The organism is Aquimarina spinulae, assembly GCF_943373825.1.
GTDB classification, from domain to species: domain Bacteria; phylum Bacteroidota; class Bacteroidia; order Flavobacteriales; family Flavobacteriaceae; genus Aquimarina; species Aquimarina spinulae.
Window position 1 is genome coordinate 427,503 of sequence record NZ_CALSBP010000001.1, and the last position, 21,950, is coordinate 449,452.

Annotated in this window: 16 protein-coding genes; 9 read left to right on the forward strand and 7 right to left on the reverse strand. The window is 32.1% G+C overall.

Annotated features, from left to right (window positions below; all coding sequences use genetic code 11):
* Positions 1–31: 31 nt before the first annotated feature.
* Both NNH57_RS01960 and NNH57_RS01965 read right to left on the reverse strand, forming a co-directional pair.
* Positions 32–2,365, reverse strand: coding sequence for a TonB-dependent receptor (locus tag NNH57_RS01960; RefSeq protein ID WP_108808576.1), 2,334 nt, complete (start codon positions 2,363–2,365; stop codon positions 32–34).
* A 335-nt stretch (positions 2,366–2,700) separates the two neighbouring features.
* Positions 2,701–3,033, reverse strand: a complete 333-nt coding sequence (locus tag NNH57_RS01965) for a hypothetical protein (protein WP_074407868.1) — start codon at positions 3,031–3,033, stop codon at positions 2,701–2,703.
* 726 nt (positions 3,034–3,759) lie between these two features.
* On the opposite strand from NNH57_RS01965, the gene NNH57_RS01970 reads away from it, so the two are divergent.
* The gene (locus NNH57_RS01970; RefSeq protein ID WP_108808577.1) at positions 3,760–8,832 is read left to right on the forward strand and encodes a GEVED domain-containing protein; all 5,073 of its coding nucleotides are present in this window, start codon (positions 3,760–3,762) and stop codon (positions 8,830–8,832) included.
* An 80-nt stretch (positions 8,833–8,912) separates the two neighbouring features.
* Here the strand turns inward: NNH57_RS01970 and NNH57_RS01975 are convergent, their stop codons facing one another.
* Positions 8,913–9,365, reverse strand: coding sequence for a GNAT family N-acetyltransferase (locus tag NNH57_RS01975; RefSeq protein ID WP_108808578.1), 453 nt, complete (start codon positions 9,363–9,365; stop codon positions 8,913–8,915).
* Positions 9,366–9,449: 84 nt separating this feature from the next.
* Positions 9,450–10,247 (reverse strand): MBL fold metallo-hydrolase, encoded by a 798-nt coding sequence (locus NNH57_RS01980; RefSeq protein ID WP_074407865.1) that lies wholly within the window; start codon positions 10,245–10,247, stop codon positions 9,450–9,452.
* Positions 10,248–10,338: 91 nt separating this feature from the next.
* On the opposite strand from NNH57_RS01980, the gene NNH57_RS01985 reads away from it, so the two are divergent.
* A complete protein-coding gene (locus NNH57_RS01985; RefSeq protein ID WP_082994864.1) occupies positions 10,339–10,734 on the forward strand; it encodes a winged helix-turn-helix transcriptional regulator in 396 nt (131 codons plus the stop codon).
* 183 nt (positions 10,735–10,917) lie between these two features.
* On the opposite strand, the gene NNH57_RS01990 is transcribed toward NNH57_RS01985, so the two are convergent.
* From NNH57_RS01990 to NNH57_RS02000, 3 genes are read right to left on the reverse strand one after another with little or no spacing between them, the layout of a single operon-like run.
* Complete coding sequence (locus NNH57_RS01990) at positions 10,918–11,577, reverse strand: class I SAM-dependent methyltransferase (protein WP_108808579.1); 660 nt, start codon at positions 11,575–11,577, stop codon at positions 10,918–10,920.
* 35 nt (positions 11,578–11,612) lie between these two features.
* Positions 11,613–12,083, reverse strand: coding sequence for a PaaI family thioesterase (locus NNH57_RS01995; RefSeq protein WP_074407863.1), 471 nt, complete (start codon positions 12,081–12,083; stop codon positions 11,613–11,615).
* A 56-nt stretch (positions 12,084–12,139) separates the two neighbouring features.
* Positions 12,140–12,766: a trimeric intracellular cation channel family protein gene (locus tag NNH57_RS02000; protein WP_074407862.1), complete on the reverse strand. Its 627-nt coding sequence runs from the start codon at positions 12,764–12,766 to the stop codon at positions 12,140–12,142.
* A gap of 188 nt (positions 12,767–12,954) precedes the next feature.
* Between NNH57_RS02000 and NNH57_RS02005 the strand changes: the two genes are divergently transcribed.
* The 7 genes from NNH57_RS02005 to NNH57_RS02035 all read left to right on the forward strand — a co-directional run bounded on the left by NNH57_RS02005 (position 12,955) and on the right by NNH57_RS02035 (position 21,801).
* Complete coding sequence (locus NNH57_RS02005) at positions 12,955–13,878, forward strand: T9SS type A sorting domain-containing protein (protein WP_108808580.1); 924 nt, start codon at positions 12,955–12,957, stop codon at positions 13,876–13,878.
* A gap of 37 nt (positions 13,879–13,915) precedes the next feature.
* Complete coding sequence (locus NNH57_RS02010) at positions 13,916–15,172, forward strand: hypothetical protein (RefSeq protein ID WP_132066070.1); 1,257 nt, start codon at positions 13,916–13,918, stop codon at positions 15,170–15,172.
* Positions 15,173–15,254: 82 nt separating this feature from the next.
* A complete protein-coding gene (locus tag NNH57_RS02015; protein ID WP_082994863.1) occupies positions 15,255–15,998 on the forward strand; it encodes a LytR/AlgR family response regulator transcription factor in 744 nt (247 codons plus the stop codon).
* Between the two features lie 5 nt (positions 15,999–16,003).
* Positions 16,004–17,290 (forward strand): sensor histidine kinase, encoded by a 1,287-nt coding sequence (locus tag NNH57_RS02020; RefSeq protein ID WP_074407859.1) that lies wholly within the window; start codon positions 16,004–16,006, stop codon positions 17,288–17,290.
* Positions 17,291–17,326: 36 nt separating this feature from the next.
* Entirely contained in the window at positions 17,327–18,574 is a 1,248-nt protein-coding gene (locus tag NNH57_RS02025) for a sensor histidine kinase (RefSeq protein ID WP_074407858.1), read from the forward strand.
* A gap of 423 nt (positions 18,575–18,997) precedes the next feature.
* Positions 18,998–19,855 carry a sensor histidine kinase gene (locus NNH57_RS02030; protein WP_159099279.1) on the forward strand — a complete coding sequence of 286 codons (858 nt, stop codon included), beginning with the start codon at positions 18,998–19,000 and terminating at the stop codon, positions 19,853–19,855.
* Between the two features lie 260 nt (positions 19,856–20,115).
* Positions 20,116–21,801 (forward strand): tetratricopeptide repeat-containing sensor histidine kinase, encoded by a 1,686-nt coding sequence (locus NNH57_RS02035; RefSeq protein ID WP_159099280.1) that lies wholly within the window; start codon positions 20,116–20,118, stop codon positions 21,799–21,801.
* Positions 21,802–21,950 lie beyond the last annotated feature (149 nt).

Below are 21,950 nucleotides of genomic sequence, written 5' to 3' on the forward strand. Positions count from 1 at the left end.
GCAGATTTTTAAAACCTGCGAGGACGGGTTATTAGAAGGTATACTTCACTCCAAGATGGAAAGCTCTCGGGTTTCCAATCGTAAAACTATTTTCTCCTCTAAATCTATTAAATGAGGCTCTGGCGGCATACAACTCATCAAAAACATTAAGCGCATGACCCCATATTTCGAAACTTTTATAATGAATGGTAGCTCTAAGGTTAAAAACAGAATGTCCACCATAGGTCGCAGTATCAAAAGTACCATCTTGATTGTCTATCTGATCTTCAAAACTGGTATTGTATTTACCTACCAATTCGTGTTCTGCCGTTATACTATATCCAAAATCACTTTCATACTTCTTACGATAAGTAATTAAAGAAGTTCCCAATAGATTGGGAGCCGTTTCTCTGTCGGTATCAGAATAGTCAATTCCTCTATCATAAAACTCTACATAACGATGCTGTGCATAACTACCATTATGAGTTATCGATAACCCTTCTATAGGTATCCAGGTTATACCGTACTCAATACCATATGATTGGGTTTTACCAGCATTGGTGCTAAAAAAGTTGTCATCCTGATCTCTTAAGGTAATTAAGGTGTTTTGCCCTTCGAGAAGATAAATAGCAGCATCTAATTTTAATTTTGAAGGAATAGTAAAATAACCTCCAAGTTCGTAATTATGATAACGACTTGGTTTTATACTTAGTAGTTCATTTCGATTGCGATACAATGTAGAAACCTGAGGAGGTGCAAATCCTTGTGAATAGTTTGCATACACCCCGGTTTTTGTATTAAAGTTATAATTGACACCTAACTTTGGAGTTAGATTATTAAAATTATCGACAGCATCATTTACACCTACGGTTTCAACTTGATTGTCATAATCGTATTCAAAACCATCATAACGTAGTGCTGCAGTGACTTTTAAGGCTTCTACAGGTGATATCTCATATTGAAAAAAACCTGCATAATTAAAGATGTTAGCTTTATAATTAAGGATAAAATCTCTAGAATTAACAGCATACTCCAGGTTTCTCCCTGTTTCGGGATCCACAACGACTTGTATGGTCTCTGCTATATAATCTTGTGGTGAGTAATCTGCAGTAGTACCAATGATTAATGAAGAATTGGCAAAGTTGAAATCTAACTTATGCTGAATTAATCCTACAAAGCTTTTAAACTGATTAGAGTTTACTTCTCCCGAGCCTAATCCTGTTAATTGCCCCTGATTTCTAAATTGACGTATTCTATAGGAAGGAATTTGATCCATTCGATTATTTCTAACCATAAAATTGAATGAAGTTTTATTGGCATCGTTCCAAAATTTGTCTAGTGTAGTTCTGGCTCTAAATGTAATTGCTTCTCTTTCGGTAAACGTTTGATCACTTTCATAATTCCCTTCATTGTAATCGGTTTCACTTAGAGAACCAGACATGTCAGATCGATAATCTACAAGATCAAAAACAGTTGTCCATCTCGCAGTTTCGGTAATATCATACACCGTTTTAAAGGTAACAGCCAGTTTTTCATAATCGCTATGTTCTATAGGACCATCTTCACGCTGTACATAATGGCTTCCCAGATAAAAACCGAAGTTTTCACTGGTTTGATCAGAAACTTCAAACTCATACCGAGTTAGTCCTAAGTCATTAATTTGAAAACCAATACCGCCACTAAGTTTTTCTGTTGGGTTTTTGGTAATAAAATTAAAACTACCTCCGATAGCTTCGCTACCATAAATACTTGAAGCCGGACCTTTTAATACTTCAACACGACCAAAAGAGGTATTGTTCATCTCTAATAATGCGTTATGATTAAATACCGAAGTAGGTCGAATTTGCATACCGTCTTCCAGATATAAGAACAACGCTTTTGTAGAAATAGGAGTACGAACAGCCATAAAATGTTGTTCATTACTTGCTGATCGTGAAGTAGACATAAATACTCCAGGCACCTGATTTACCAATTGATCGATGCCGAAGGCTTTGGTTTCGGCAATTGCCTGCGTATGTATTGAAGCAATAGACCCCGGTACTTCAGAACGTTTTTGAATTTCTCTACTGGCAGAGGTTACCAAAACTTCTTCTAAGGCTACATTATTTTCTGCTAATCTAATGGTATTAAAAGCATTTGTTAAATTTACTTTTTTGGGGATATATCCCAGAAAACTAATAGTGACTTCAGTAGAGTTTTCTAATGTAATTTTAAAAACTCCTTCCGAGTCACTCATTACTCCATTAGTGGTACTATTAGATTCAATAATAGTTGCCCCTGATAATGGATTGTTAGTATGATCTACTATTTTTCCTTTATATGATTGTTGTGTATAGCCGTATACTCCTAAACATAGGGTAACTGCATAAACTAATATGTTTTTCATTGTATATAATGAGTTGCAATGACGATTCTTTCCTAATTATTAGGATACCATTAAAAACACCACGTTTTTAGGCGTAGTAAGCCGAAAACAAATAGTCTGAACTCAAAAACCTTTTCATACAGAACCAAACAAAGAGCCTAACTTTTTCTTTGTCGAGGTATATAGGTTGATGATTTTTGAATTTTACTATGTGTTTATTCAACTAAAAATCTTAGTACTGATACCAGAAAGTATCGTCTTTTAAATATTAAAAAATGTTGAATTTTTTGTAATAGTAATGTTTGAATAAGAACTGATGATCTATTCAAAAATTAAATTCAAAATATGGTGTGTAATTAAGAAAAGATATACTCGGGAGGGTGATCAATATCTTTGGAAATCGTTTTTAGATAACAGTTTTTTAATTTCCAGTTCTGAGTATGTTCAGAAACAAACGGACTTGTGTTTTTTATTTGTATTGTGTTTTCCTGAAAAAATAACGGAATAAAAGCTTCCGTTATAATAGTAATGTCAGAATTTTCTTTTGATGATTGTGTTTTCGCCTTCATTTGACTCATCAAATAACATTTACCATTACAATTAAGACGAGGACGTTCTTTATTTACACAATATTTTTCTACAATAATATCAATATTAAGTTGGTAGTAGAGTACAGTACTGATTTCCATAGCGGGGCGTATGGCAAAAGAAAAAAATAACAATATGGAGAATAGAATTCTCATCAGTATGCATAAAATTTCGTGCAAAAATACAAATTTGGATGGTTCTTTTATTCTAAAAAACAAATAAGCTGTTCTAAGCTCGTAAAATAAATGTTTTTCTTTGATCGAACTTCTCCTGATTATAAGCTTGTTTGATTTATGAAATACTATTTACGCTATTAAAAAAGGTAAACGATCAAATTAAGGTTAACATTAAATCAACTTTGGATAATATACTATTGATAATCATTTTTTAAATCAACTAATTTTATATCAACTAAGAAACACAAACTTTAAAACAATGAAAAACAATCAACTACATTCGTTTTCGGAACATAAGAACGAAATTATTCCTACACTTCAAGGTGTTTATGAAGATACTGACTCAGCATAATTGTTTGGGCGTGATTTATTTTTAAAAACACACACACTTTGGTTTTTGCATATAACAAAAAGGCAAAGAAACATCTAGTAAACGGTAAATAGCATATTCGTTTATATAGATGTTAAACGACTATTGATTTATGGTGTTGTATTATGTATAGACAATATTATAAAGGGCTTATTTCCTATTTTCGAGTATAAAGAATATCCTTTACTCTCGAGAAATACTTATTTATTTAAAACTTAACTTATTTATCCTGATCGATAAACCTATAATAGATCGAGGGATATTTTATTTACACAAATCTTATGAAATCTTTACAGTATTCTCTATATGAGAAAAAAACAATATGGCTACTTTTTAGCCTTATAATGATAATCCAATTATCATTTGCTCAACACCACAAACCGATACCCAAGTCGTCAAATCATTCATCTGATCATTGCTCGAGAGTTTCGCATGAAAATGACGGCCATATTCCTAGTGTTAAAGCCAAAGACAATACTTTTGGAATCGCTAAAAAAGCAGCATGCCAATATAGTACCAATGCAGAATGGGGGAGTTTGTCTACTTCTGCACTAATTAGTGCTATGAGACAAACTCATGATTATGATTGCTACAGGGATTTATTTGACTATAGTTCCTATTCAGCTAGTATTTTTTCTAATACCAAGGTAAAAGCTGTAGCTAATGAAGTAAGAGGTCTGGCATCCTCCTATAATGGGACCAATAGTACAGGAATATATGGATTAACAATTTACCTACATATTGCTATTTATCTGGATTTTAATCAAACGTCAATTGATTTAACACCAGATACTTATAGTACAATACATGAGGCAATCGCCGGTTTGGGAAGTAACTCGTCACTTCTTAAGCATAGTGTATATGCTATGGATGTATTACAGGAAATACTTATAGTGGCAGGAGATTTAAAATCACGTCATAAAACAGCTTCTATTAATCTTTTTGAAAGAGTGTTACGAGATTTTGCGGTTAACGAAACCTGGAAATCTATTACAGATCCAGATATAGAAAAAGCGTATACTAAAGGGATGAATACGGTTTATAATGCTTTTTACAATAGTGTAACTGATGATTTTGTAAACGGACTGGATAGTGACAAACAATCTATTGATTTGTTAGGAAAGGCAGCAGTGAATAGTGCATTAATTAATAAAGGAGGAGATTTTCAATATTTGTGGCAAAATGCGACAGGTGCATTGGCTATACTAGCAAAATCAGATAAACTTATAGGAAACATACAAAGTCACCTGGCTGCTATAACCAATTATTTCCCCAAATTATCTCCTAGTTGGGCAAAGGCAAAAATGGCTTTGAATCAATATGGAGATTGTAGTGCGTATAACCTTTGTCAACATCCATTATCTATACGGCAAGAAGTAGAAGAGTATTTGTTTCCAAAGACAGTATCTTATGATGATGATAAAATGATCATTCGTACTCCTCTTAGTGATGAAAAAATACAAAATTTGTATCATGCTGCTAAACAAGTACAAAGTCAATTTTTTAGATTATTACAAACAGATGAACCGGTTGCAGGAGATACTAATACTACCATTAACATGATTGTTTTTGGTTCTAAACAGCAATATGATGATTATGCACCATTGTTATTTGGTATTCGTACTGATAATGGAGGAATGTATCTCGAAGGGATTGCGACTTTTTATACTTGGGATCGAACTGTTGGAGTAGAAAGCTCTTTATCTCTGGAATCGTTATTTAGACATGAATATTGTCATTATTTGCAAGGAAGGTATTTGGTACCAGGTAATTGGGGATCATCAGATATATATAAGAATAGTAGATTAGTTTGGTATGAAGAAGGTATGGCCGATTTTTTTGCTGGATCTACAGATACCAATGGAGTACAAATGTTAGCGCAAAATACCAGAGCTATCATCAATAAAGGATCGGGTTGGCCTTCGCTTAATACTGTTTTTAACTCGAGCTATACGAGTGGAAATTTTTATCATTACACCTACGGAAACGCGGCCTGGTACAATTGGTATCTTAACAATTTTGACTATTTAAAACGTTTTTTTGATTATACTCGAAATAATGACATTTCTGGATTTGATAATTTTGTAAGTGAACTTAGAAATAATGGAGAAACTTCGTATAATAATTTCTTAAATAAGGTAAAAAATGAAGAAGTTACAGGATGGCAACCAACGACCAACTGGTCTGATGATAATCAAATTAGTATAGGAAACCCTTCTGCAATTCAAAATGAAATAGGAAACCTACCCAATACCAGTAATATTTCGGTTGCGATGGATGCCGAAAAATCGTATAGACGTTTTAAAATAGAAGGTAAAATAACGGGGTCTGGTGCAGGAGCAGCTCCTAAAGATATTGCTAAACAGCTAGACAATGTTATATTGAAGCTAAGAGAAAATGAACTTGTAAATAATTTTAAATATACTGTAGGGTATTTTAAAAATTTAAATTCATCAGGTAGCCGTTCTGCCGATTTTATAATCACAGGGCCACTTAAGGATGCCGATATTAGTGATAATCCGGTAGCAGAGTTTTCGGCTACAAATGTGACTACTATTGCAGGAGGGAAAATAGATTTTGTAAACGAATCTACGGGGCATATTACAGGTCTTGACTGGTCTTTTCCTTCTGGATCTCCTTCTAGTGTAACCGATCAACAAACGCCACAGATAACATATAATTCTCCAGGAGAGTATAATGTTACTTTAACGGCAAAAGGAACTGCAGGAAGCAGTGATACAAAGACGATTCAGAATTATATTAAAGTATACTCTTCTGGTACGAATACATATTGTAGCGCCACCAATAAAGAAGGAGGAGATGATGTACATATCACTAAAATTCAATTAGGTGATTTCGAGAATACTTCGGGATATACAACATCTTATGTAGATTATACCTCGTTGGCAGCAATAATACGAACCAATCAAAGTACTACATTAGATATTACAGTACAAAACGAACATTGGAGTTATAATGCATTAGGAGTGTGGATTGATTGGAATCAAGATGGAGATTTTGTAGATGCTGGAGAAGAAGTCTTTCATAAATATGCTGCGGGACCATATAATCAACAAATCACTCCTCCGTCTGGTGCAAAATTAGGCACAACCCGAATGAGGGTACGAATGAGTTATGGAGCAGAAGATAATATAACTCCTTGCGGAACGCAAAACAGTATTGGAGAAATTGAAGATTATTCAATTATAGTAACAAATGATCCAGCTCCTGTTAATACTCCTCCTACAATAACATTACTGAAACCTTCTAACGGACAGAATTTTGTTCAAAAAGAAAATATAGCTGTAGAAACTGTTATAAAAGATGATGAAAAAGTCGAAAAAGCAGAATTAAAAGTAGATGGAGAATTAATTTCTACAGATTATGTAGCTCCTTATCAATGGACTCATATCAATAAATTAAATTTTCTGTCTCCGGGACAACATGAATTAACGATCACAGCATATGATAATGATGGTGCAACAGATTCTAAATCGGTAACGCTAAATATAGAAAAAGCACCAATAACCTTTTGTGACGCATCTAATGAAGATAGTAAGTTACACATTACTCAGGTGATTTTTGGTGATATCAATAACAGTACAGCTCATAATCCCTATTCGGATCATACCAATTTATCTACAGTTGTTCAAAAAGGGGAACAAGTTGCATTGACTATAAAAACTATAAATGAGAACTGGTCATATAATGCAATTGGAGCCTGGATCGATTGGAATCAGGACGGAGATTTTATAGATACAGACGAAGAAGTGTTTTCTCTTTACGGCCCTGGGCCCTATAATGGTACAGTAACGGTGCCTTCTTCTGCCTTAACAGGGACTCCATTACGAATGAGAGTGCGAATGGGGTATGGATCTAAAGATAAAATAAACCCTTGCGGAAATGATACGTATTTGGGTGAAGTAGAAGATTATACGGTGTATGTTGGAAATAGCACAGCGCCAACGTGTAATGATGGTATTCAAAATGGAGATGAAACCGGTGTAGATTGTGGGGGTTCTTGTACTCCTTGCCAGACGACACCTACCTGTAATGATGGTATTCAAAACGGAGATGAAACTGGTGTAGACTGTGGTGGTTCATGTACTCCTTGTGCTACTTTGACTTACTGTGCAGCTAATGGTAATGACCCATCTGCAGAACATATTGGTCGAGTTCAATTAGGAGCTATTGATAAAATTTCTGCAGCAGGAAGTGGAGGGTATAATGATTTTACCTCTGTATCGACAGCCTTGTCTAAAGGAATTGCTCATACGATTACGATAACTCCAAAATGGGCTAGTACAGTTTACTCTGAAGCTTATAGCGTATGGGTTGATTATAATCAAGATGGGGATTTTGAAGACCCTAATGAACAAGTATGGAGCAAAGTGGCATCAAAAGATACTTCTGTAAATGGAAGCTTCACAATTCCTGATAGTGCAAAAAATGGAAGTACCAGAATGAGAGTATCAATGAGATACAATACAATCCCATCACCATGTGGTTCCTTTGATTATGGCGAAGTTGAAGATTATACCATCTCTATAGGAACAGGTTCTACACCTACTTGTAATGATGGCATCCAGAATGGAGATGAAACGGGAATAGATTGCGGTGGTTCTTGTGCTCCTTGTAATACAGATACAGGAGTGGTCTATGTAGATATTAATGATATAACCGTTACCTCATCAAATACCTGGGAATTTTTCAGAATAGAAACGGGAGATAATAAAGATTATGGTGCCTGGTATACTAGCAATTCTGTGAGATTGGTTACTTATGATAAAGATCTTGTTTGTGTAGACACTAGTAAAAATGTGACATTGATAGGAGAAGGGGTAGGAATTGATAGTGCCAGTAATTTTAGAGCAGAATCTAATAGCTACATCATAAGTTCTTCAGATTATACCGATTGGAAAGGAAAATCTGGTTTTGTAGGGTTTACTTTTAAGATTAGTGGTAACACACATTACGGGTGGTTTCATATATCTGTAGCTAATGATGGCTTATCATACACTATTTTGGATTATGCATATCAGACGAATCCAAATCAAACGATTACTACCAAAGTAATGGGAGTTAAAAATCGCAATGAGTATAGCCTAGATAAAACCATTACTATTTCTCCTAATCCATTTACCGAGAATTTTGTGATCAATACATCAACATTGGGTAAGAGAGATTTAGTAGTAAAAGTTTATGACCTACAAGGAAAATTGTTGATCGATAAAAAATATAGAAAAAACCCTGGACAAATAACTCTGGGTGAACAGATCAAAATGTCTGGAAGTTATTTTGTGAAAATAATGACAGACACAAAAACAGAAACTTTACAAATCCTTAAATATTAATTTAAGGTATAAATTAGGTTTGTTATTATAAAAGGCTGTCTGAAAAGGCAGCCTTTATTATAAGCTTATAGATATTAAACTTAAAAATGAAGTTTCATACCTTCATGAGAGGCTATAAATCCTAATTTCTCATAAAACCGTAAGGATTCGGATCGTTTTTTATCTGTAGTGAGTTGTAATACATGTGCTCTTTTTTGTTTTGCTCGTGCTATAGCCCATTCAAGCATTTTTTGTCCTATTCCTTTACCTCTTTGATCTTCTCGAATTCGTACAGCTTCAATTTGAGCTCGAATTCCTCCCTGATAGGTTAAATATTGTATGAAAGATAATTGTAAAGTACCAATAATTTCAAAATTATTATTTTCTACTACAATCAATTCTTGGTTAGGATCTGCATTAATAGCTGTAAAGGCTTCAAAATATTCTCTAGGGAGAGGAATTTGATAGTTCTCCCTGGCTTTTCCTAGATCATCATTAGCAATCATTTGTACGATTAATGGAACATCTTGTTGGGTTGCTTTTCTGAAATTCATAGTATGTGTATATGCTGAACACTTTGACTCAAATAATCCTTTTATAAAGGTAATACTATCTTATATTTTTGTAGTAAAATCTGTCTAGTTTTTGAATATATACTTTTGCAGGTTTATAGTTTGCCCTTCGTTAAATTCGATGATTCTATCATCGTTCCATTTATAAAGTTCTTCAATGGGTTCCTTAAATAGTGAGAATGATGTATGGTGTACAGGTAAAATAATAGTTGGTTTGGTAATTGTTACGGTATCTTTTAGGAGATTAGCAGTATATGAAAAAGGACCACCAAATTTATCTAAGCCGCCTCCACCCATATTAGGGATCAAGATATCTGCATTACGTCCTTTAATATGTTTTTTCATTTTAGAATGATTAATAGTGTCTCCTGTTACATAAATCTCTAGAGATTGACCATCTTTCCTGATTTTTATCCAATAACCATTAACTCCCCCACATAATATAGATGATATATAGTTAGACCCATGAACACAAGTTATTGCTTCAATTTCAATATCATAACCTTTACTATTTGTATGTATTTTATCTGCCCAATTCATGAACGAAACATTTTCTAAAGACCTATTGGTAAACCAAGGCTTTATGTTTTTATGCGAATATACTTTTGAGCTCGATGATATTTTAGACATTCCCAATTCATCAATGTGATCTGAGTGATTATGAGTTAATAACCAAATATCAATATTCTCAAAATCCGAATTTACAAATTGAGGCTTTGTTCGTCTTTTAGCTTTAAAAAACTTCAAATCAATTATAGTATTTATGTCGCAAAGAATAGGGTCGCAAGCAATTTTAAGATCTCCAACTTTTAATATCCATGTTGAAGCACCAATCCATTTAAAATCTATGTTCAAATTTTTCATATATTTACATTTTAAGTTACTTTAAGTAACCAAAAATAATTTAAAATACACTGATAGACAATAACTTACAAATTAGTAATTAAGTAACATTATGATAACTAATACTGATAAACAACAGGTTAGATTGAAGAAAAAAATTGAAAAATATTTTGTTTCTACTGCTCCATACTTAAAAGAAGGGTTTTGCCCGACAAAAAACCTGCTAGCAACTACTTTAGATAAGTGGAGCTTGTTATGTGTTTTTAATTTGGGGTATTATGAAGTTCTTAGGTTTAATGAATTAAAAAAAAATATAGATGGAATTTCTTCAAGAATGTTAGCCGTTACCTTGAAGAAATTAGAAGGATATGATATTGTAGAACGCAAAGTTTATCCAGAGATTCCTCCCAAAGTCGAATATTCTCTCACCAAATTTGGTTTTGAGTTATCAGATAAAATCATAGACTTAAGCAATTGGTTTATGGATAATTCTAAATCTTTACGATAATGTATACGTTTCATAAAAAGTAATCTTTTCTTAATGCAAATGCACCTTCTATAATTAATCCATATAAAATAAGAAGAGAAAAGATAAACATAATCAAACTCGCCTAACGAAATTTATATCCTACTATTCCCAGATGTATTGCGGTAAATAATTCTATGGATTAAATGATACTCATTATACTATTTATTCATTTTTTTGAGCACAAACAATGAGGGTCTCTACTTTCATTGTTTTTCCATCAATTTCTTGTCCCGGTTCCTCTTTTTCAATATGTTCTGTAACTACGAAGTTATTACTATATAATAATTGGATAACTTCTGATTTGTTAAACATATCAAACCCATATTTTACAAAGGGGTATGCTGCCATACTTGATTTTGGTCTTAAAGAAATAATCAATTTCCCATTGGGCTTTAAAATTCTTCTAATTTCTTCTAAAATACGTTGAGGGTCTTCCCAAAAATAAATGGTATTAATGGTGAAAACAGTATTAAACTCACCATCTTCAAAAGGAATCTTATTGGCATTGGCTAAGAAAAAACCAGCTTTTCCTTCTTTTATTAACTTTTTATTCAAGGCAGTGGCTTTATTCACCATTTCTTGAGAATAATCGCAACCCTTATATTGTACAGTATTTTCAAGAGTAAAAATGTCTTTCACAAAAAAACCATTTCCCATACCGATTTCTAATATAGCATCATTTGCTTTTGGGGCCAATGCATCAATAGTGTGAAGGTTGATAAATTTATTACCGACATTCATCTTTTCTCCCATTTCTATTCCCCAATCTCCTTCGGGTTTTCGTAATTGTTGGGCTATGTTTTTGAGTTGTTCTTCTGTCATTTTTGGATTTAAAAAAAGAGGTATAACAATTTAATCTACTTCTTATCAGAATTACTACTTTTCTGATCACTACTATTTTTAAGCTCAATTAGTGTTAGTTGCGCTGCAGCACACAGTTTTTCTACACCATTTTTAATGATAAACACTTCAGATTTACAGATGGTTAATGTTCTTCCATTTTTTAATACGCTTGATTTTCCTATTAACAGTTCTCCGTCTCCGGGTGCCATTAAATTGATTTTAAACTCTACGGTTAAAACAGAGGAGTTTTCTTCCATTAATGAAAATCCTGCATATCCAGCTGCATTATCTGCAATTGTACTAATTATTCCAGCATGAAAAAAACCATGTTGTTGTGTTAAACTCGAATGATAAGGTACATGGATCTCGCAATATCCCGGTTGAACGTCTATCAATTGTGCATTGATTAGCTTCATGAACTGTTGACGCTCAAAGCTTTCTTTAACTTTTTTCTTGTAAGTATCTGACTTAGGTTCAAATTTCATTCTATGTGAAAAATAACAAAATTATGCCTGATAAAATACTAATTATCTAAAAAAAATCAATTAGTGAGATCTTTGTTTGCTGTAGTGAATAATGGTAATGATATTTTATATTTTACTACTAGTAATCGAATTAAAATGATTAACAAGGCAGTAGAGATATATGTGATATTCTGATCCAAATCAAATGAATATAAAACCATAAAACATATCCCACCCGCGATAGAAGCTGTGGCATATATTTCTTTTCTGAAGAGTACAGGAATTTCATTACATAAAATATCACGAATTACTCCTCCAAAACAACCTGTTGTAGCTCCAAGAGCAATAGAAACAATAGGTTCTAACCCTGCATTAATTCCTGTTTCGACCCCTATTATCGTAAAAACTCCCAAACCAATGGTATCAAATAAAAAAATTGATCCTTTAAGATAATCGAGCTTATTTCTAAAAATGATAGAAAATACAGTAACTCCGCCTATCAAATACATGGTGGTCGTATTTTGCATCCAGGAAACTGGGGTATTACCTATAAGAATATCTCGAATAGTACCTCCACCAATAGAAGTGACAAATGCAATGATAAAAATCCCAAAGAGATCTAATTTTCGGTGCATTGCGCTTAATGAACCTGATATTACGAATGCAATGGTTCCTAAAATATCTAAGATATTAAAAATTGTCATCTCGTTTATTTTGTGGTTAAATGTAATATATCTTGTCTGATTTTAAAACATTAAAATTTTATGTTGTTTGAAAAGCGAGTAATTATCTAAACTCTTCACAAACTCAAATTACTCTTCACAAATCGTTTTATTGGGATGAAATCTTAACTGTTACTTTTAGTAAATAATACATTTAAGATACAGCAAAAATGAAAGAAAAATTACTTACGCTAGGTCTATTTTTTATAGCAGTAAACAGTTACAGCCAGATTATTAATTTTCCTGACCCTAACTTTAAATATGATTTAACACATTATTCTACTTCAATAGATACAAATAACGATGGAGAGATTGATGTTACAGAAGCACAAAATTATCATGGAAATCTTTTTATTGGTGGCGGACAGGATATATCTGATCTAACAGGAATTGAATTTTTTGTAAATATATCCGGTCTATACATGAGAAGTAATTTAATAACCGAATTGGATTTAAGCAATAACTTAAATATAAGAGTAGTTCAGGTAGATGATAATAGAATAAGCAAAATCAATTTAGGTAACAATATTGTTTTAGAAGCACTGTATTGTTCATTTAATGAGTTGGTCGATATAGATGTAAGTAAGTATCCTGTCTTAAGTTTAGTAGATTGCCGCAATAATCCAAATCTTAAAACATTGGATATAGCAAATGGAAATAATTACGGAAGTAACTTTTTTTGTTGGGCAAATGACAATCCAAAACTAACATGTATAAACATAGATTCGGGATTTACACCACCAATAAACCATTGGTATTGGAAAAAAGATATATCTGCCAGTTATAGCGACATATGTGTGCAAAGTAGCACAGGAGGGTTGATAGATTTAGGGTCTCTTTCTGATGAGGCGCCAGAATCAGGTAAAAAAGTAAGTAATGATATTATTGTATATCCAAACCCGGCAAATAGCTTTGTTAATATTCGATCTAAAGAAAAAATAAAGGAACTTACTTTGTATACGTTTGTTGGGGAGCAAGTTTTACAAAAACAAAATACTCCTGAATTAGATATTTCTGAGGTGAATAGAGGAGTATATTGGCTTGTAATAGAGACAAAAAGTAAAACACTAAGAAAAAAAGTCATAAAGGAATAACATATTCCATTGCCTATTTAAATTGTATATTATGAAAATGAAAAACTATTTATATATAATAATAGCACTAACTTTTACTTTGTTTAATCAGCTCTATGCGCAAGATCAAATGGTTCATTTATTAGAACCCTCACGAGATGGAAAAAAACAACAGATTTTGCAAATTGGTGAAAACAATGGGGTGAAATTATTAGCGATGGCATCTTGTAAACAATGTATGCCAGCTGTCTATACTTATAATCCAGAAGCTAGTAAAGCATCGGGGAAATCTATTTATGGCACCTCGGGTATATATGTGATACCTTATGATGAAAATAGTTATATATCTGTAGCTCCAAAAATACCAGCAGTGGCCATAGGAGAAGGTATTTGGGAGACTTTTCTATATGCTAATTTCTTTAGTGCAGATAAAGCTAAGATTGCTAGTATGACTAAAAAGAAAGTAGAAGATTGGGCGATAAACTTTTCAAAACAGATTATGACAGGAGGAGTTGGTGCACAACCTGTTGATAGTGAAAGTAACCTTTATTATCCAGCAGCAAAAGAACTACACAATGGAGAGTCGTTTAATTCTGTTACTATAGACATTACAAAAGGAAAAGAGATACGTCTTAATTTTCCTAATGGCCATGGTGAGCGTTATAACTATATGGCAGAATTGAGTAAGGTTTTGGAAGTTGATATTTATGATGTTGGAGGTAATAGGCGAGAATATATGTTTGTAGAAAGTCCGCTTTCGATTATATGGGCAAAATACAGTTCGGGAAATGATTTAGGAAAATCAATATGGGGTACATACGAAACCTTTAACTATTTCCATAAAGATCAAAAAGTAATACGAAATTTACTGGTAAGTAAAGAAGGTCAGGATAAAATAGATGCAAAACTGGCAGATTGGTCATTAAAGGCAAAAGAGTACGCCGAAAAGACCTATGCAGCCAAAGTAGCAAAAGACATAAAAAACAGACGACTACCATCAAAAGGGTTAAGTAACTCAGCATTAGAAAAACAAGCGACACTAGCAGCAAAATTATGGGCAAATCAATACAATTGGGAAGAAACCATCACCAAAGCATACTTTACAGGTAATGATTGGAGTATATATAGAAATAGTTTAGGAGTACAACTTGGCAGACGAATATCGGGTGTTATTGTTATGAAACGTAAGGATGGCACATGTAGTTTTCAGTATGCTACGTTTGCTCAACAATATAATGGTAGTGGGTACCAAAAAGTATTTACAGAAGGTATTGTTCGAGGACAGAATGTTTTAGAATGTACCTATGTTAACTGAAACTATATAAGACTTATAAACTCAAATTACGATTCACAAACTGTTTTATTATCACTAACTCTAAACTGCCTATTTTTGTTACATGAATGTAATTAAAGCAATATTGGTAGATGATGAGCAAAGAGCTAGAAACGTTTTATCTAATTTGATAAAGCGGTGTGATTTAAACATAGATGTTCTTGCGCAATGTTCCTGTCTTGAAGATGCTGTCGAAGAGATTAAAGAATTACAACCCGATGTTGTTTTTTTAGATGTTCAGATGCCTAACTATGCAGGATATGAGATCGCAAATTTCTTTGAAGAAATGAATTTTGATATCATTTTTGTAACCGCTTTCGACGAATATGCTATAAAAGCTTTTGAGTTATCTGCTATAGATTACCTGGTAAAACCTATAGATAGAAAACGATTAATAGAAGCCGTAGAAAAACTGCAAAGCAAAATAGAAAAACAAAAAAAGATAGAAGATTATCAGATTTTACTAAACACCATAAAAGAAAAAGAGTTTAAACAAATCATACTTCCCGAATTAGGCAATAGACGTATTATCGCTATTAATACTATAATTGCTATTGAAGCAGATGGATCGTATAGTAAGATTTATACAACCGAAAACAAACCGGTAACTACAAGTAAGAACCTGAAATACTTTGAAAATTTACTACCCGAAGACACCTCTTTTTTTCGCTCTCACAGAACCTGGATGATAAATTTAAAGTATATTGAGGTTATTAATAAATCTAGCTTAACTATAATATTGGCACAAAATATAACTGCCAAAATATCAAGAACCCGTTTTAGCTCTTTTGAGAATACCATACGATAGACTTTATGAATATATTACTACAATTAATTAATCTTGGGATAACTGAAAACAGTACCCCATTAGAGATAAAACGTTCTAAAGTTCTTAATGTGAGCGTTCTAATTATATTGTTTAATGCACTATTCTTTTTGTGTGTTGATACTATAACTCAGGATTTGACTTTCTATAGATTTATAGTTGTGATTACACAGGTATTAATTTACTGCGGAATATTGTACTTGCAAAAAATGAGGAAACTACTTCTTTCAAGAGGAGTTTTTATAACGGCGATAATGGCATTAATTTTTTTTAATGCTAACTATGCATTTCGAGGGTTTTATGGAGAGTATCAATATGTAATAATACCGATGCTATCTTTATTGTTTTTTGACAAAAAATACATCAATTATACGGTACTAACACTTTCTATTATAGTGTTTTACCTCCCCAATTATTTTTATCACAATTACCCCGAAAAATATTTTGGTTACCTTAATTATGCATTTATTTTCATAGGAGTGTTTTTAATTGTAAATCTCTTTAAAAACCTAAACATAAAGAATGAACTAGCATTAAAAGAGAATAATAATAAATTACAGAAACAAAATAGTATTATAGAAACGCAAAAACTACTGTTAGAAAAGGCGTATTCAGAATTAGAAGTAAGCAAAAAGAATGAGTTGGCATTTTTACAATTGAAGTCTTTAAAATCTCAAATGAACCCTCATTTTATCTTTAATTCACTTAATTCTATTCAGGATTTAATTCTTCAGCAAAATACAGATGCCTCTTATGATTATATCGTTTTATTCGCACAATTGGTTAGAAATACATTAAACTATTCTAATAAAGATTTTATTGCTATTGATAAAGAATTAGAATTTTTAGAAATATATCTTCAGTTAGAGAAATTAAGGTTCGAAGATGATTTTACATATACTATCGAACATACTAATACAGAAGGTTTGTCTGTTCCTTCATTAATCGTACAACCTTTTATAGAAAATGCGCTAATCCATGGTTTACTACACAAAGCTGGTAAAAAACAACTCACTATAGATTTTACCTTTGCAGATGATCTGTTATGTACGGTTACCGATAATGGTATTGGTAGAAAAGAGGCAAAGAAAATTCAGGCGCGACAAGGAGGACATCATGAATCCTTTGCATTAGAAGCTATACAACAGAGATTAGAAATCTTAAAAGAACAATATGGTACAGGGGTAGGTTACCAGATATTTGATTTATATGATAATGGATATGCTACAGGGACAAAAGTTGAAATCAGAATGCCTTTTCAGAAAAAATACTGATCAGTAGGGATATTTGATTTTATAAAGGGATAAAGGATGATAAAAAGAATAACAGCCTGGTACAAAAAAATAATAGCTATTGGTACCCACGATGAATTTAGTGCGATACAAAATAAGCATACAAGACTGGTAAATATTTATATACTGATTGCTTTACATACCAGTATACTTTTTTATATAGGAGATTTAATTTTTATTCAAAAACCTCTAAGTTCGCATATCATAAGTTATATATCCCAATTTTATTTAATTTCTGTATTGGTATGTAATAAGAAAAGTTTTTTTGGGTTCGCAAAAATGTTGTGGATTTTATATTTATTCATTTTTATAAATTTATCTACCGTAATGGTTAACCCTGGGATTTATACAGAGTATTACTTCCTTCTAATTCCGGGAATTAGCTTATCGATTTATCAAAAAAAAACTTTACCTATAATATTTACATTGGTAAGTATAGTTTGCTTTTTTATTCCTTACTATTATCTCGATATATATCCAGTAGATCACCCAAACAGAATGAACGGTGTAGTGGTCATAATTTTATTTTATTGTATTTATGCCATAGTTAATTATTTTAAAAAACTTAATATTCGTAATGAAGAGAAATTGGCTCAAGCATATCAAAAACTTGAAGAATCTAAGAAGAGTGAATTAGCCTTGTTACAATTGAAGTCTTTAAAATCTCAAATGAATCCTCATTTTATATTTAATTCGCTTAATTCTATTCAGGATTTAATCCTTCAACAAAATACCGATTCATCATACGATTATGTAGTGTTATTCTCACAACTGGTTAGAAATACCTTAAACTACTCTAATAAAAACTTTATTGCTATTGATAAAGAATTAGAATTCTTAGAAATATATCTTCAACTAGAGAAATTAAGGTTCGAAGATGATTTTACATATACTATCCAACATACTAATACAGAAGGTTTATCTGTTCCTTCACTAATCGTACAACCTTTTATAGAAAATGCACTGATCCATGGTTTATTACACAAAGCGGGTAAAAAAGAACTCGTTATAGATTTTACATTTACAGATGATCTATTATGTACAGTAACCGATAATGGTATTGGTAGAAAAGAAGCAAAGAAAATCCAGGAGCGACAAGGAGGTCGTCATGAATCTTTTGCCCTGGAAGCTATAAAACAACGATTAGAAATCCTAAAAGAACAATATGGAAATGAGGTTGGGTATACCGTATTTGATGAATATGATAATCAAATAAGTACAGGTACCAAAGTAGAAATCAGGATGCCTTTTCAAAAGAGATATTGATGAGGTTTTATAATCATGTATAAATTGACTAAAATAGAGAGGCTATATAAACAACTTATAAATACGGGTATCTATCAAGATAATAAGGTAGAGCACAAAAGAATACGATTATTAAATGCTTTTTGTTTAACATGGTTTGTGTTTCTTATTTTTTTTACGGCTTTTGATTATTTTTTTGCAGAGACTTTAATAGAAGGGCTAAAGGTGCGTTTCTTTTCCCTTATAACTATAGTTAGCATAATTTCTCTACAAAAAAATAAAAAACTTTTATTGGCTCGTGTCTTATTTATTTTGGTGCTCATTTTGGTCATATTTGTTTTTGCAAACTTTGTTGAGTCCTCTATTTTGATGGAGAATTTTTACTTCTTATGTCCTTTGATAGCCCTTGTGTTAATTGATAATAAGTGGATAACATTATCAATCATGTTACTTTGTTGGGGATTATATTACGTCCCTTTTGTGATAACTACAGGTCTGTATCCAGAGAAAACGATGAATCCTATTTTGATATTATCCATTTTTGTTGCGAGTTATGTTATATTAAATTATTCGCAATCATTAAATAGGAAAAAGGAAATTGAATTAAAAAAAAACAAACAAGATCTTGAAGCGGCCTATAAAGAATTAGAACTAAGTAAAAAGAATGAGTTGGCATTTTTACAATTAAAGTCACTTAAGTCTCAAATGAACCCTCATTTCATATTTAATTCGCTTAATTCTATTCAGGATTTAATCCTTCAGCAAAATACAGATTCATCGTACGATTATGTGGTTTTGTTCTCACAACTGGTTAGAAATACGTTAAACTATTCTAATAAAAACTTTATTACTATTGATAAAGAGCTAGAATTCTTAGAAATATATCTTCAACTAGAGAAATTAAGGTTCGAAGATGATTTTACATATACTATCCAACATACTAATACAGAAGGTTTATCTGTTCCTTCATTAATAGTACAACCTTTTATAGAAAATGCGCTGATCCATGGCTTACTACATAAAGCGGGTAAAAAAGAACTCGTTATAGATTTTACATTTACAGATGATCTATTATGTACAGTAACCGATAATGGTATTGGTAGAAAAGAAGCAAAGAAAATCCAGGAACGACAAGGAGGGCATCATGAATCTTTTGCCCTGGAAGCGATACAACAGAGATTAGAAATCTTAAAAGAGCAATATGGTACAGCGGTAGGATATCATATACAAGATTTATATGATAATAAATTTGCCACAGGTACAAAAGTAGAAATCAGAATGCCCTACAAAAAGAAATATTAATCCTGTTCACAAATCCAAATTGAGTTTCACAAACTCATTTGTATTCTTCTATATAGTCATCTGTATTCTTGTTGAAGATTATTTATTCAACAATGCTCAAAAAAAATAGCTTCCTTCTGGCGATCCTAATTTCGTTCAATGTTTTTTCTCAAGAAAAATCGATTGACAGCCTTATCACCGCTCTAAATAATAATGTAAACCAAGATACTATAAGGGTTAATTCCTTGATCAAAATAGCTTATTATTATATAGATAGAGACATGGAGAAAGTACTACCTTATCTTCAGGAAGCACTCAAAATATCTAAAACTATAGATGCTAAATATCACAGCGTAAGTATACAAAATGAAATGGCTCGATATTATAGAGCTAAGGGAGTATGGGATAATGCGATGAAACAAGCTATTATTGCTAAAAAAGAAGCAGATGCTTTTGGTACAAAACAGCAAAAACTAATAGCAAATAGTGGTTTGCAAATTGTATATGCCAATTCTGGAGATGATAAAAAAAGTATAGAATTAGCTTTAGAAAATTTGACATTAACCGAGAAAGATCCTCCTTCTCCTGCAAGAGCCAGAACATATTTTGATATTGGAAATCTCTATTTAAAACTTAGAAAATTAGATCAAACCGAACAATATTATACCAAAGGTATTCTAATGTGTCGTGAAGTAGGGTTTAAACCCGGGGAAATGGTAATGAAAATGTCTTTAAGCAACTTATATAAAATGCAAAAAAGATATGAGAAGGCATTGGAGTTTATTAATGAACCGTTAGTATATTATATAAAAACAAAACAGACCGTGCGTATAGGCAGTGCTTATATGCAGATGGCTCAAATCAAATCTTTGCAAGGAAAACATGAAGAATCTGTCCCTATATATTTAAAAGCATTACAAAATTATGAAGATTCGGGAGCTAGTTTACACTTTAAAAAGCATATCCTTCAAAATTTATTTATAGCTTATAGCATATTGCAGGATCAGGAAAAGGCTACAGAATTTAATACGGCATACAAGAAGTTAAAGGATTCTATAGATTCGAATGAACGTAAAGCACTTACCGAAAAACTAAAGGTAGCTTACGAAACAGATAAAATAGCAGCCCAAAAAGATGCTGCAGAAACCAAAACCAAACTTGCGGAGGCTACATCAAGACAAAATAAAAATTACTTTATTGGAGCCATTATTATTGCAATTTTAATATTAATGAGTGCATTGTTTTTAATTGGAAGATTACGTGCCAGAAAGAAAATGGAATTAATAACCTTAGAATTTCAAGAAACCCAAAAACGACTAGAGATAGAAAAGCAATATAAAGAAAGCGAATTAAAAGCTTTAAAATCTCAAATGAATCCTCATTTTATATTTAATTCTCTCAATTCTATTCAGGATTTAATCCTTCAGCAAAATACAGATTCTTCTTATGATTATATCGTTTTGTTTGCGCAGTTGGTTAGAAACACCTTAAACTATTCTAGTAAAAATTTTATAGCAATAGAAAAAGAACTAGAGTTCTTAGACGTATACCTTCAACTAGAGAAATTGAGATTCGAAGATGATTTTACATACACTATACAAAGCATAAATACAGAGGGCTTATCTGTACTCTCTTTAATAGTACAACCCTTTATAGAAAATGCATTACTACACGGCTTGCTACATAAAGCAGGTAAAAAACAACTTACTATAGATTTTACTTTTACAGATCACTTGTTATGTACTATTATCGATAATGGTATTGGTAGAAAAGAAGCAAAGAAAATCCAGAAGCGACAAGGTAATCACCATGAATCTTTTGCACTAAATGCTATAGAACAGCGATTAGAAATCCTAAAAGATCAGTATGGTAGAGATGTGGGGTACCAGATATTTGATTTATATAATGATCAATTGGCTATGGGTACCAGAGTAGAAATCAGAATGCCATATCAAAAAGAGTATTAGTGCTATTTTATGTAAAGAGAGATTATAGAGTAATCTAGTTGCATAAAGATGATAACTGCAAATTATTACATATCGTAAAAGAGATATTACAGAAGAGATTAATCAGATAGTAGACTATAAACTCGCCTTTATAATTTTTGATAGACTTC

Bases quoted from the DNA above. Each gene is read 5' to 3' on its own strand.
- NNH57_RS01995 (WP_074407863.1), bottom strand. From the start codon at position 12,083: ATGAAATTTGAACCTAAGTCAGATACTTACAAGAAAAAAGTTAAAGAA.
- NNH57_RS01975 (WP_108808578.1), bottom strand. From the start codon at position 9,365: ATGAATTTCAGAAAAGCAACCCAACAAGATGTTCCATTAATCGTACAA.
- NNH57_RS02030 (WP_159099279.1), top strand. From the start codon at position 18,998: ATGTTACTTTGTTGGGGATTATATTACGTCCCTTTTGTGATAACTACA.
- NNH57_RS01960 (WP_108808576.1), bottom strand. From the start codon at position 2,365: ATGAAAAACATATTAGTTTATGCAGTTACCCTATGTTTAGGAGTATAC.
- NNH57_RS01980 (WP_074407865.1), bottom strand. From the start codon at position 10,247: ATGAAAAATTTGAACATAGATTTTAAATGGATTGGTGCTTCAACATGG.
- NNH57_RS01985 (WP_082994864.1), top strand. From the start codon at position 10,339: ATGATAACTAATACTGATAAACAACAGGTTAGATTGAAGAAAAAAATT.
- NNH57_RS01990 (WP_108808579.1), bottom strand. From the start codon at position 11,577: ATGACAGAAGAACAACTCAAAAACATAGCCCAACAATTACGAAAACCC.
- NNH57_RS01970 (WP_108808577.1), top strand. From the start codon at position 3,760: ATGAAATCTTTACAGTATTCTCTATATGAGAAAAAAACAATATGGCTA.
- NNH57_RS02020 (WP_074407859.1), top strand. From the start codon at position 16,004: ATGAATATATTACTACAATTAATTAATCTTGGGATAACTGAAAACAGT.
- NNH57_RS02010 (WP_132066070.1), top strand. From the start codon at position 13,916: ATGAAAAACTATTTATATATAATAATAGCACTAACTTTTACTTTGTTT.
- NNH57_RS01965 (WP_074407868.1), bottom strand. From the start codon at position 3,033: ATGGAAATCAGTACTGTACTCTACTACCAACTTAATATTGATATTATT.
- NNH57_RS02000 (WP_074407862.1), bottom strand. From the start codon at position 12,766: ATGACAATTTTTAATATCTTAGATATTTTAGGAACCATTGCATTCGTA.
- NNH57_RS02025 (WP_074407858.1), top strand. From the start codon at position 17,327: ATGATAAAAAGAATAACAGCCTGGTACAAAAAAATAATAGCTATTGGT.
- NNH57_RS02035 (WP_159099280.1), top strand. From the start codon at position 20,116: ATGGAGAAAGTACTACCTTATCTTCAGGAAGCACTCAAAATATCTAAA.
- NNH57_RS02005 (WP_108808580.1), top strand. From the start codon at position 12,955: ATGAAAGAAAAATTACTTACGCTAGGTCTATTTTTTATAGCAGTAAAC.
- NNH57_RS02015 (WP_082994863.1), top strand. From the start codon at position 15,255: ATGAATGTAATTAAAGCAATATTGGTAGATGATGAGCAAAGAGCTAGA.